Origin of the sequence: Massilia sp. Se16.2.3 (genome assembly GCF_014171595.1) — a bacterium.
Classification (GTDB): domain Bacteria; phylum Pseudomonadota; class Gammaproteobacteria; order Burkholderiales; family Burkholderiaceae_D; genus Telluria.
Genome location: NZ_CP050451.1, coordinates 4,056,607 through 4,068,373, shown reverse-complemented (window position 1 = coordinate 4,068,373; position 11,767 = coordinate 4,056,607). Strand labels below are relative to the sequence as shown.

General features: G+C 64.6%; 10 protein-coding genes and 4 pseudogenes. All 14 read left to right on the top strand.

All coding sequences use genetic code 11. The annotated features are described in order from the left end of the window. Positions 1-496: 496 nt before the first annotated feature. Positions 497-847 (top strand): annotated as a pseudogene (locus tag G4G31_RS29405) (hypothetical protein); the annotation flags it as partial. Between the two features lie 22 nt (positions 848-869). Further along, positions 870-1,208, top strand: a pseudogene (locus tag G4G31_RS28595) (AAA family ATPase); the annotation flags it as partial. A 97-nt stretch (positions 1,209-1,305) separates the two neighbouring features. Then, positions 1,306-1,830: an AAA family ATPase gene (locus G4G31_RS28590; RefSeq protein ID WP_308622179.1), complete on the top strand. Its 525-nt coding sequence runs from the start codon at positions 1,306-1,308 to the stop codon at positions 1,828-1,830. After that, the gene (locus G4G31_RS28585; protein ID WP_308621710.1) at positions 1,827-2,459 is read left to right on the top strand and encodes an ATP-binding domain-containing protein; all 633 of its coding nucleotides are present in this window, start codon (positions 1,827-1,829) and stop codon (positions 2,457-2,459) included. The genes G4G31_RS28590 and G4G31_RS28585 overlap by 4 nt, the downstream gene beginning before the upstream one ends. Positions 2,460-2,663: 204 nt before the next feature. Next, complete coding sequence (locus G4G31_RS18565; protein WP_182988888.1) at positions 2,664-2,804, top strand: hypothetical protein; 141 nt, start codon at positions 2,664-2,666, stop codon at positions 2,802-2,804. Positions 2,805-2,999: 195 nt separating this feature from the next. Further along, the gene (locus G4G31_RS18560; protein WP_182988887.1) at positions 3,000-3,575 is read left to right on the top strand and encodes a hypothetical protein; all 576 of its coding nucleotides are present in this window, start codon (positions 3,000-3,002) and stop codon (positions 3,573-3,575) included. 324 nt (positions 3,576-3,899) lie between these two features. After that, positions 3,900-6,437, top strand: a pseudogene (locus G4G31_RS18555) (DUF6531 domain-containing protein); the annotation flags it as partial. 94 nt (positions 6,438-6,531) lie between these two features. After that, positions 6,532-6,591 (top strand): annotated as a pseudogene (locus G4G31_RS29400) (hypothetical protein); the annotation flags it as partial. A gap of 24 nt (positions 6,592-6,615) precedes the next feature. Beyond that, a complete protein-coding gene (locus tag G4G31_RS18550) occupies positions 6,616-7,215 on the top strand; it encodes an RHS repeat domain-containing protein (protein ID WP_182988885.1) in 600 nt (199 codons plus the stop codon). Then, positions 7,154-9,178 (top strand): phospholipase effector Tle1 domain-containing protein, encoded by a 2,025-nt coding sequence (locus G4G31_RS18545; RefSeq protein WP_182988884.1) that lies wholly within the window; start codon positions 7,154-7,156, stop codon positions 9,176-9,178. The genes G4G31_RS18550 and G4G31_RS18545 overlap by 62 nt, the downstream gene beginning before the upstream one ends. 19 nt (positions 9,179-9,197) lie before the next feature. Then, positions 9,198-9,740, top strand: a complete 543-nt coding sequence (locus tag G4G31_RS18540; protein WP_182988883.1) for a hypothetical protein — start codon at positions 9,198-9,200, stop codon at positions 9,738-9,740. Positions 9,741-9,841: 101 nt separating this feature from the next. Further along, positions 9,842-10,396 carry a hypothetical protein gene (locus tag G4G31_RS18535; protein ID WP_182988882.1) on the top strand — a complete coding sequence of 185 codons (555 nt, stop codon included), beginning with the start codon at positions 9,842-9,844 and terminating at the stop codon, positions 10,394-10,396. Positions 10,397-10,497: 101 nt separating this feature from the next. Next, positions 10,498-11,049, top strand: a complete 552-nt coding sequence (locus tag G4G31_RS18530) for a hypothetical protein (protein WP_182988881.1) — start codon at positions 10,498-10,500, stop codon at positions 11,047-11,049. 101 nt (positions 11,050-11,150) lie between these two features. After that, positions 11,151-11,705 (top strand): hypothetical protein, encoded by a 555-nt coding sequence (locus G4G31_RS18525; RefSeq protein WP_182988880.1) that lies wholly within the window; start codon positions 11,151-11,153, stop codon positions 11,703-11,705. The last annotated feature ends 62 nt before the right edge of the window (positions 11,706-11,767 follow it).

Genomic DNA, 11,767 nt, shown 5'->3' with positions numbered 1-11,767 from the left:
TGAGCGATATCGAGAACACCGTGCCGGAAATGGAATTCTGGTTCCCCAGCGACGAACTGGCGCTGGGCGCGCTCGACCGCCTGTGCCGCCGCCGCCTGCTCGGCAACACGCCGCGTCCGACCCTGCCCGAGCGCGCGCTGCACGGCATGCTCAAGGGTTTCGCCGACCTGGTGTTCGAGTACGAAGGCCGTTACTGGGTGCTGGACTACAAGTCGAACGCGCTGGGCAGCGGCGACGCGGCCTATACGAAGCGCGCGATGGAAGAGGGCATGGCCGGCCATCGCTACGACATCCGTGGCGCGATCTACATGCTGGCGCTGCACCGGCTGCTCAAGAGCCGCCTGGGCGACGCCTACGATCCGGCGCAGCAGCTGGGCGGCGCGATCTTCCTGTTCCTGCGCGGGATCGCCAACCCGGCCACCCACGGCTGCTGCCTGCTCGAACCCGATATCGAACTGCTCGATGGCCTCGACCAACTGCTCGCTCACGACCACCCATGAAACACGATAATCCAGTGACGGCGTCGGCCGACGCCTTGTGGCAAGAAGCGGCCCGGCTTACCGAGGCCGGCGAGCTGCGCCGCCTGTCGACCGCCTTTGCGCGTTTCGTCGCCTCGCTCGGGCCCGTGGCGCCGCCCGTGCTGCTGGCGGCGCTGGTGCTGTCCGAGCTCGAAGGGCAGGGTCATAGCTGCCTGCAGCTGGCCGATCTCGCCGGGGAAAACGGTGACGGCGTGGCCGGCCTGCTGGGCTGGAGCAGCGAGCAGTGGCAGGGCCTGGCCGGTACGGTGGTGCCGCTGCCGAAGAACGCCAAGGCCTGGGCGGCGCAGTTTTCCGCCTGCGAGGAAGTCTGGACGGTCGGCGAACTGGATTATGGCGAGCCGCTCGTGTTCGACGGCGAGCGCCTCTACCTGCGCCGCTACTGGCGCGACGAGACCCTGGTGGCGCGCAGCATCCGCGATCGCGCGGCGCGCGCGCATCCGGTCGACGCGGCAGCGGTGCACGGTTGGCTCGACCTGCTGTTCGCATCAGGACGCGCGTCCGAAAAGCCCGACTGGCAAAAAGCTGGCCTGTGCGATCGCGCTGCGCGGTTCGCTGGCGATCATCACCGGCGGCCCCGGTACCGGCAAGACCTACACGGTGGCGCGCCTGCTGGCGCTGCTGTTCGCGACCGCGCCAGGCGGGGCCCAGCAGCGCATCGCGCTGGCCGCGCCGACCGGCAAGGCGGCCGCGCGGTTGAAACAGTCGATCGACAAGGCGCTGGGCGAACTGGCCGAACGCGTCGGCGACAAGCTGCCCCCCGGTCGAACTGACCGGGCGCATCGGCGCCGCACGCACCCTGCACAGCCTGCTGGGCGCACGGCCCGATACCCGCGCCTTTGCCCGCCATGCCGGCAACCCGCTCGACGTCGACGTGCTGATCGTCGACGAAGCCTCGATGGTGCACCTGGAGATGATGGCCTGCCTGCTCGACGCACTGCCGCCGCAGGCCACCCTGATCCTGCTGGGCGACAAGGACCAGCTGGCCTCGGTGGAAGCGGGCGCGGTGCTGGGCGACCTTTGCCACGATGCCAAGGCCGGCGGCTACAGCGAGGAGACGGTCGCGTACGTGCGTGAAGCCAGCGGAGAAGAGCTGCCGTCCGAGTTCCTCGGCGGGGGCGGCCCGCTGGCCCAGCAGACCGTGATGCTGCGCCACAGCCGCCGCTTCGGCGGTCCGATCGGCCAGCTGGCGCTGGCGGTCAATGCGGGCGACATCGGCGGCGCGGAAAGCGTGCTGCGTGCCGGCGACGCCGCCGTGCGCTGGATCGACGGCGCGCAGCAGCACCGGTGGTGAGTTTGGCGCTCGACGGCTACAAGGGCTACCTGGCGCTGCTGGGCGCCGGTCCAGGCGTCTCGACACAGGCCGCGCACGAGGACTGGGTGCGGGCCGTGCTGCTGCGCTTCGAGTCCTTCCGCATCCTGTGCGCGGTGCGCGACGGCGACTGGGGCGTGAATGGCTTGAACCTGGCGATCGAGGGCAGCCTGGAATCGGCTGGCCTGCTGCGCCGCTCCGGCGAATGGTATGTCGGGCGGCCGGTGATGGTGACGCGCAACGACTACGGCACAGGTGTCTTCAACGGCGACATCGGACTGACCCTGTCGGACCCGGCGCGCCCCGGTTCCCTGCGTGTCTACTTCCTTGAAGGCGAGCGCGTGCGCAGCGTGCTGGCCACGCGCCTGCGCAACGTCGAGACGGCCTACGCGATGACGGTGCATAAATCGCAGGGCTCGGAGTTTCGCCACACGGTGCTGGTGCTGCCCGAGGACCGCCATGGCCTGCTCACGCGCGAACTCGTCTACACGGGGATTACCCGCGCCAGCGCCGAATTCACTTTGGTCAGCCCAAGCGGCGCGTCGCTGGGCGACGCGATTGCCAGGCGTACCCACCGCGCGAGCGGGTTGCGCAGCCTGATCGGACGGTGACGATTGCGTCGCCATAGGCAGGTCAAAGGGTTCCTCCGAAAGATATAGTGTGGCGTGATACCCGACCGTGGCTGGGCCGACGGCACGGATGCCGATTATGCGGCTGCGTTATCTCGGAAATGGGAATTCGAAATTGGATTTATATCTTCGGCGGCGCTACAGTGGTAGCAATCGCTAACGCCAACCAATTTCTTCGGAGCCCACATGAACGCACTGTCCCTTTCCTTCCCGGCCGACCGTGCCGAAACGACCTTCAGCCGCCTGCTCCGCACGGTGGGCGCCTTCCTGCGCCGTTCGCTCGAACTGTCGGGCGACGCGTACATGCATGGTGCCCAGCCGCTGTAAGACCTGGACGCAGCCGCCATGGAGCGGCATTGCATCAGCCAGCAAGAACCCCGCGCAATGCGGGGTTTTTTTTCGCCGGCAGGGCGTGGGCTTCCCCGGGCATACCACAGCGTTGCCAGACTGACACTGCCCGGTTATGATGGGTTTCCATTCATTCAAGTCGGGGCATGTATGAAACTGCTGGCGGGAGTCGTGATGTTGGTGGCAACGGGACTGGCCTCGGCCGCGCCAGGCACGCGCGATGCACAGATGGATGCACAGGTCGCTTACTGGACCTCGGGCTACACCGGCGCGGAGTACCAGTCCTGCAAGGCGCCCGCCGTGCCCGCCCTATCGCGCACGAACCAGGAAATCCGCGCGATCGCCCGCACGATCGCCGACTGGGAAGGCTGCCAGAACGCCTACATGAAGCAGGTCCGGGCTGCGGCCACGCTGGAAGGGCGCGTCCAGCCCGAGGTGCTGGCGGCAATGACCCCGGCCGAGCGCGAGCAGGCTGGAACCCACGTGGCCGCGGTGCATGCGCGCCTGGTCGAAGCCGCCGACGGGGAACTGATCGCCGGCACCGCGCGCCATGGCGAATGGCTGGTGGCGACGAACGAGTACGTGCGTTTCGAAAACGAGGGCTACCACCGCAGCCGCATGCTGGTCGCGCGCAACGAACTGTCCGAACGCCGTGACCGCGCTGGCGAGCGGGCTGCCCGGGGGCGCCGACGCGCGGGCGTGGGCGCTGAGCGGCTCCTCAATCCCGGCGGCATCGGCCTTGGATGGTGAGGTCATCCATTCCAGGTCGCCCTGGCGTTTTCCGGCCAAGGTCAACCCGGCATCGAATGGCGCCCCAATCGTAACGGGGCCCTGAGCGTCGTCCTGTCTTTCGATACATCGTGCCGGCAGGCTCCAGCAAGCGGCTGCAACCAATCGGTCGGACGGCGACGTTTTCACGTCCTGTGAAAATGTGTGATATTCGCGACAACATCTCGATGTATAGTCGCGTTGGCATGCTACGGATCAGTACGCATTCGCGGCATCGGCCAGTCATTCGTGTACATCCCACTCGAAAGCCGAGCCGGCCGGCACGGCGCCACTAGTTGAGCTCACATGATACGTTCACGCCAGTTCACACGCCCAGCCCTGCCTGTCCGCGCAGGAAATCCGTTCGCCAGCGCAGCGCGGACGCTGCCGGTCCGCCCCATCGATGCGCCCCCGACGGCCCGCAAGCGCATCAGTGGCGCCTTGCTGGCGCTGGCCTTCGTCGGTAGTGGCAGCCAGGCGGAGTCACCCATCTGGCAGCCGCCGTGCCCGCCGAACACGAGCTGCGTCCCCGGGACGCCGCCATCGACGCCGACGCCACTGCCGACGCCGACGCCGCCACCGCCGTCGTGCTCCCCGGGCGTGGGCGGTTCCCCCTGCAACGCTGCAGCGGGCAACCCGATCAACACGATGACGGGCAATAAATTCCAGCGCGAGGTCGACATGGCGCCACTGCCGGGGGTGCTGGGGCTGGAAATCGTGCGCTACTACAACAGTGCGTTCAGCGGCCTGGGCAGTTCGACCAACCTGGTCGGCCGCGGCTGGAAGCTGTCCTATGAAGTCGAGCTGCATGCAAGCGCCACGGCGATCCAGATCATCGAAGCCGACGGCGCACGCCGCATCTTCAGCCGCGACCCACGCAATCCCAGCCTGTGCGCAAGCCTTGACCCTTCCCAGGGCACCGTCGGGGTGACCCGTGGCAGCCGCGGCGACGAGTTCGTGTGGCAGCAGAACGACGGCACACGGCTGAGCTTTGACAGCGCGGGCAAGCTGGTTCAGATGCTTGCGCCAACGGGCGAGTTCGTCGCGCTGCAGCGCGACCGTGCCGGACTGCTGCTGAGCGTCACCGATCCGCAAGGACGCAAGCTGCGCCTGAATTACCTCGACAAGGCTGCCGGCCGCGCCGGCGACGCTTTCCGTGGCGTGCAGTCGATCGACAGTCCCCTGGGCCGCTACAGCTATGGCCACGGCGCGCCCTCGCCGGAGGGCGCCGGCGTGGACAAGGCACTGATGCTGGCCAGTTTGGTGTCGGTGCGCTATCCCGACAAGCTGCAGGGGCGCGATTACCACTATGAGGACGCGCGTCATCCGACGCTGCTCACCGGGATCAGCGTACGCGACGGCAAGGATCTCAAACGCCTGTCCACCTACACCTATGCGGCCGATGGCCGGGCGGTCGACAGCACCCTTGCCGGCAACAGCGGCCGCGTCAGCCTGGACTTCAGCCGCGCCGGCCAGACCGTCCTGACCAACAGCCTCGGACAGAAGACGGTTTACCGCTACGCGGTGCTGGCAGGGGCATATCGGCTGCTGGAAGTGCGCGGCGCCGGCTGTGCCCAATGCACGGAACCGAACATTCGCTATGGCTACGACGATCTCGGGCGCCTGGTCGAAGCCGTCAAGCTCGACGATAACGGCCGGCCCGTGCAGGCATTGCGTACCGAACTCGACAGCCGCAGCCGCCCAGTGGCGGTGCGCAGGATCCGCTACGTGGGCGGCAGAACCGGTGCGCCGCAGCTGGTGGTGCGTTACGAATACGCCCAGTTCGACGAGCCGACCCTGATCGCGCGCCCCAGCGTGGCCGAGGGCAGGGAGGCCATTACGCGGATCAGCTACAACGCGCACGGCCAGCCGCTGACGGTCACCGACAGCGGCTGGGCGCCGGCCTCCGGCCCGAATGCCGGGCCACAGCCGATCAGCCGCAGCATTCGCTACACCTACCGCACGATCAACGGTCGCAGCCTGGTGGCCGCCATCGACGGTCCGCTCCCCAACGGTAAAACCGGCACCCCGTTTGATTCCGACATTACCCGGTTCGAATGGGACGAGCGCGGCAATCGGATCGTGTCGACCACCGCCCCGGCGAACGAGGTCGCGAAATTCCGCTATGACGAGGCGGGCCGCATTGTCGCGATCGAGGACGGCGGCAAGTCGACGGCACTGCGCTACGACGGCCGCGGGCGCATGAACGAAGTGCGCATCGGCGGGGTCGCGCAGCGTACACGCTATGACGCCCTGGGCAATCCGGTCGAGGTGGGCATGGAAGGTCCGCGCGGCTACACCGCCCTGGCGCGCCATGGTTTCGACGACGCCGGGCGCCATCTGTGGAGCGTGTCGCACCCGGGCGTGGTGGAGCAGCGCCAGCTCGACGGCGAGGGGCATGTGCTGGCGCGCAGCACGCGCAGCGGACCGTTCGCCAGCGCCCAGCGCTACGAGTACGATCAATACGGTCGGGTCGTCGCCAGCGTCGACGGCGACGGCGCGGTACGCCGCATGCGCTATGACGCCCGGGGCCGGCCCGAGCTGGAGGTCGACGCACTGGGCCGCGCCACGCGTTACGACTACGACGGGCAAGGACGGCTGGGCGTGCTCACACCGGCCAGCAACACGGCGTTCGCCCGCCTGCAGCCGACCGCCATCGGCTTCGAGTACGATGCAAACGGCAACACCGCCGTGGTTCACGCCCCTACCGGCGGTGCCACGCGCACCGTGCACGACGACTTTGGCCGAGCGATTGCCGTGGTCAGCCCCGACAGCGGGCTGCGCATCAATCGTTACGACGAGGCCGGGCGGCTGGTCGCCGGCCGCGACGCGCTGGGCAACACGGCGACCTACCAGTACGACGTGGCCGGGCGCATCGTCCGCCGGTGGTCGTGCACGCGGCGTCTGGCAAGGGGCAGGGCGGGAGCGTCACCACCGAGTGGAAATACCGGGGGGCCGCCTGGTCGCCCTCGAGCACCCCGATCAGCGCGAAAGCTACCGCTACGACGACCGGGGCCGCATCGTGGCGCGCACCATCAGCCTGGTGCTCAACAGCGGGCGCCGGGTCGACAGCACCGCCCGCTACAGCTATGACGAACTGGGCCGGCTGGCAAGCAGCACGCTGCCCGACGGCAGCCTGCTGGAGTACCGGCGCGATGCGCAGGGACAGGTGGTGGAGCTGCAGCGCCAGCGCATCCAGACGGGCTGGCTGCGCTGGCTGCTGCCCTCGCAGACCGTGGTGAAGGACGTGACCGGCTCGGTCGCCGGCATGACCGGCTACACCTACGGCAACGGAGTGCAGGCGCGCCTGGTGCGCGGACCGAACGGGATGCTGGCGCAAGTACTGCATCGCCGGCCCGCCAGCGGCGCCGGCGCCCAGGTGGCGGGCACGACAGCGCCGCTGGCAGGGGTGTCGCTGGAGCGGCTGCTCGGCATCCGCGCGGCGCATGCCGCGGCGCCGGCTGCCAGCCCCGCGGCCAAGCCCGGGGACCTGTCCGTGCTCGGTGCGCTGGGCGCACCCGCCGAGCCGGACGCGCTGCTCGATTACCGCTACCTGTGGGATGTGCAGGGCAACCTGCTGCACCAGCGCGGGCGCGGCAGGGGCCAGCGATTATGCCTATGACGCGCAGGATCGCCTGATTGCCGCAGCCAGCGGCGTGCAGGGCGTGGCCACGCTTGACGCGGCAGGCACCGTGCGCACGTCGCACTACTTCTACGATGGAGCAGGTAACCGCATGCTCGCGCAGGAAGACGCGGCCGGCGGCGAAGGCGGCACGCTGCGGGTCAACTACGCCGACGGCGGCAATCGCGCGCAGCCGGCGCAAGGAGCGGCCGTCCAGTACGATGCCGCGGGCCAGCCTTTGATGACCGACGGCCGCGAGTACGGCTGGGATGCGCACGGACGCCTGCTGTCGGTCAGGCAGAACGGCACACTGCTTGCCAGCTACCGCTACAACCACCGGGGCGAGCGGATCGCCAAGACGGCGGGCAAGCTGCAGCGCCACTTCCTGTACCGGGACCGGCGCATCGTCGCCGAACTCGATGACCAGGGCAGGCTGCTGCGCCAGTACCTGTACCTGGGCGACACGCCGGTCGAGGTCATCGACACGGCCGGTGGGGAGGATCTGGCCGACGGGGAGCGCTCGGGCATCGGGCAGGTGATGGCCGATATCGGTACCGCACTGGGGCATCTGTTCCGCGGCGCCGAGCGGCTTGCTTACGTGCACCACAACCATCTGGGCGCGCCCGAGGTGGTGACCGATGAGGCGGGCAAGCCGGTGTGGCAGGCAGGCTATACGCCATTTGGCAAGCTGCTTCCGGCGGCAGGACGGACCGGCGGGTTCGAGATGAACCTGCGCTTGCCGGGGCAGTACGAGGATGGGGAAACGGGGCTGTATTACAACGACCACCGTTACTACGATCCCCGGCAAGGGCGGTATCTGTCACCCGATCCGCTGGGACTGAGGGCCGGGATCAATACGTATGCGTACGTGGACGGAAATCCGCTCAAGTATGTCGATCCGAGCGGACTGATCCTGTTTGCGTTCGATGGGACTGGTAATAGTTATCCAGCTGCCAAGGGTGATTCGATCTCGAATGTGCGCAAGTTTTATGAAGCCTATGATGTCGGTAATAATGGGCCAGCTTTTTACATCACTGGCATTGGGACTACCAATAAGGACATGCCTTACAAAGGCAACATGGCGAATGGCGATGGTTTCGACCAGCGTGTCGAACTGGGCTTTAGTTTTCTCGAAAAGTTCGTCGATACTGATGGCGGCACCACGACGCTGGATATCGATGTGATCGGATTCAGCCGTGGCGCAGCGGAAGCCAGGGTGTGGATGAATCTGTTGGCTGGGCGCTTGCAGGACGGAAAATATGTTAGCGCGACAGGGAAGTCGCGTTGCATAAGCCTGCGTTTTGAGGGCTTATGGGACACCGTGCCACACTTGGGCTACTTGAATGGTAATGAATCCAAGTATAACTTTGCCGTGCCGGCAGCCGGGCCGGGGCAGGTAAAGTTTGCCGCGCATGCGGTGGCCTTAAACGAGCATCGGGGCGGATTGGCAAACTTTAATGGGCGCTCCATCTTGCATACACCGACTTCGCCCAACGGCGGCAATCGCATCGAGATGGGGTTTATTGGCAGCCATGCCGATATTGGCGGCGGCTACGGTACCGGCGATCTATCCGATGTTACGCTGATGTGGATGATCAAACAGGCAAAAGACCAGGGCATAAAAATGCTGGACTCGGTCGTTAATGACAATGGCTGGAGCACCGTGACAAACCCGATCCTGCACGATAAAAGCGGCAACAAGAATGATCCGGGAAACGCACCCAACTTCGGTGACCGGGATTTCATCTATGGCGACGGCACCAAGGTCAAACAAACCAGGGCAGTGATTGGCAACGATACGGCATGGACGAAAGGCTTCGTCAATTACTATCCTGTGTGGTGCGGGCCCAGTGGTGCGCCGGCAGTCGGCTTGGTAGATATGAAAAAATACAGCGAGTGGCTCAAAAGCCAGGGCGTGAATATTGGCTATGTCATTCCTTCCAATCCCCAGTCGTGTAATTAAGCCCCCTATGCGACGTACCGTGATCAAATCACTTTTTGCAGGACTCGTCAGCATGCTTGGCGCTGGTTGTGTCGAAGCCGAAGAAGGACCCGGAATGATCCTCCATTTTGCATCCCTTAGGGAAGGGATTGTGATCAATTGCAGAGGAGGACAATTACCCGGCGGGCAGCATTTCCCTGGGCCGGGCGGGCTTAGTCGGACCAAAGATTGGTTAACCGGGGGGAAGACAGAGGGCGCGGCACCGGACGGCCGGCAGCTACCGGAATGGGTGGAGTTCGAGTGGAAAGAATACGTTGCCGATAAAGAGTATTCACAGGAAGAACTGGGTGCGCTTCCTCGGCATGTCGAACGCGTCAACATAAAAGCACGGGTGCCGCAAGACGCGATCGACGAAGCAATACGTTCCAGGCGTGAAGCCCCGCCGGGAAAATTGCCGGACAAAACCCTCTGGCTGTACTTTGTCTGGACCGATGGCGGCATCAAGTTTCACTGGCGGCTCGAGTCTCCGAAAGTGCCGGGCTACATGTTGCGGTCCGGTGGTGATGTGATCGAGAGGCCTTGAAGTCTCCAAAGAATGCCCAGGGCCCTTACTGCCCTGAAGGCAAGAGCGTCAATGTCGGCTACGCCGCGCCAGCCAATCCTCGAACGTGTAACTGAGCCCTTATGAGACGTACCCTGATCAAGTCACTTTTTGCAGGACTCGTCAGCATGCTTGGCGCCGGCTGTGTCGAGGCCGATGAAGGCCCCGGAATGGTTCTGCATTTTGCTTCCCTGAAGGAGGGCGTTACAGTTGCTTGTCGGGGAGGAAATCTTCCCGGGGGGAACCGCTTTCCTGGCCCCGGCGCGATTGGGCGGACTAAAGATTGGCTAAACAACGGGAAGACGGAGGGCGCGGCACCGGACGGCCGGCAATTGCCGGAATGGGTGGAGTTCGAGTGGAAAGAATACGTTGATGAGAAAGAGTATTCGCGGGAAGAACTCTTGGCGCTACCTGTGCATGTCGAACGGATCATTATCCGTGACCGCGTGCCGCAGGACGTGATCGACGAAGCGACCCGTTCCAGGCGTGAAGCAGCGCCGGGGAAATTGCCGGATAAAACGCTCTGGTTGAATTTTGTATGGACCGATGGCGGCATCAAGTTTCACTGGCGGCTCGAATCGCCGAAAGTACCCGGGTATGTGTTGCGGTCCGGTGGCGATGTGATCGGGACGCATTGAAGTCTCCAAAGAATGCTAAGGGCGCTAATTGCCTTGAAGGCAAGAGCGTCGATTTCGGCTACTCCGCTCCAGCCAATCCTCGAACGTGTAACTGCGCCCTGATGAGACGTACCGTAATCAAATCACTGTTTGCAGGACTCGTCGGCATGCTTGGCGCGGGCTGTGACGACGATCAAGGCCCCGGGATGGTGCTGCATTTTGCTTCCCTGAAGGAAGGTATTACGATTATTTGCAGCGGAGGGCGATTGCCTGGCGGGCAGCGTTTCCCCGGACCTGGCGGGCTGAGTCGGACCAAGGATTGGTTAAACAACGGGAAGACTGAAGGGGCGGCACCGGACGGTCGGCAATTGCCTGAATGGGTGGAGTTCGAGTGGAGTGAATACCTTACTGGCAGAGAGTACTCGCGGGAAGAACTCATGGCGCTCCCTGAGCATGTCGAACGGGTCATCATCAGGGACCGCGTGCCGCAGGACGTGATCGACGAAGTGATCCGAGCCATGCGTGAAACCCCTCCAGGAAAATTGCCGGACAAAACCCTCTGGCTGTACTTTGTCTGGACCGATAGCGGCATCAAGTTTCACTGGCGGCTCGAGTCGCCGAAAGTGCCGGGATACATGTTGCGGTCCGGTGGTGATGTGATCGAGAGGCCTTGAAGTCTCCAAAGAATGCCCGGGGCGCTAACTGCCTTGAAGGCAAGAGCGTCAATGTCGGCTACGCCGTGCCAGCCAATCCTCGAACGTGTAACTGCGCCCTGATGAGACGTACCCTGATCAAGTCACTTTTCGCAGGACTCGTCAGCATGCTTGGCGCCGGCTGTGTCGAGGCCGATGAAGGCTCCGGAATGGTTCTGCATTTTGCTTCCCTGAAGGAGGGCGTTACAGTTGCTTGTCGGGGAGGAAATCTTCCTGGGGGAAATCGCTTTCCCGGCCCCGGCGCGATTGGGCGGACTAAAGATTGGCTAAACAACGGGAAGACGGAGGGCGCGGCACCGGACGGCCGGCAATTGCCGGAATGGGTGGAGTTCGAGTGGAAAGAATACGTTGATGAGAAAGAGTATTCGCGGGAAGAACTCATGGCGCTACCTGTGCATGTCGAACGGATCATTATCCGTGACCGCGTGCCGCAGGACGTGATCGACGAAGTGATCCGAGCCAAGCGTGAAGCAGCGCCGGGGAAATTGCCGGATAAAACGCTCTGGTTGTATTTTGTATGGACCGATAGCGGCATCAAATTCCATTGGCGGCTTAGGTCACCGAAAGTACCCGGGTATATGTTGCGGTCCGGTGGCGATGTGATCGGGACGCATTGAAGTCTCCAAAGAATGCTAAGGGCGCTAATTGCCTTGAAGGCAAGAGCGTCGATTTCGGCTAC

Bases quoted from the DNA above. Each gene is read 5' to 3' on its own strand.
- G4G31_RS18565 (WP_182988888.1), top strand. From the start codon at position 2,664: ATGAACGCACTGTCCCTTTCCTTCCCGGCCGACCGTGCCGAAACGACC.
- G4G31_RS18560 (WP_182988887.1), top strand. From the start codon at position 3,000: ATGTTGGTGGCAACGGGACTGGCCTCGGCCGCGCCAGGCACGCGCGAT.
- G4G31_RS18545 (WP_182988884.1), top strand. From the start codon at position 7,154: ATGTGCAGGGCAACCTGCTGCACCAGCGCGGGCGCGGCAGGGGCCAGC.
- G4G31_RS18535 (WP_182988882.1), top strand. From the start codon at position 9,842: ATGAGACGTACCCTGATCAAGTCACTTTTTGCAGGACTCGTCAGCATG.
- G4G31_RS18530 (WP_182988881.1), top strand. From the start codon at position 10,498: ATGAGACGTACCGTAATCAAATCACTGTTTGCAGGACTCGTCGGCATG.
- G4G31_RS18525 (WP_182988880.1), top strand. From the start codon at position 11,151: ATGAGACGTACCCTGATCAAGTCACTTTTCGCAGGACTCGTCAGCATG.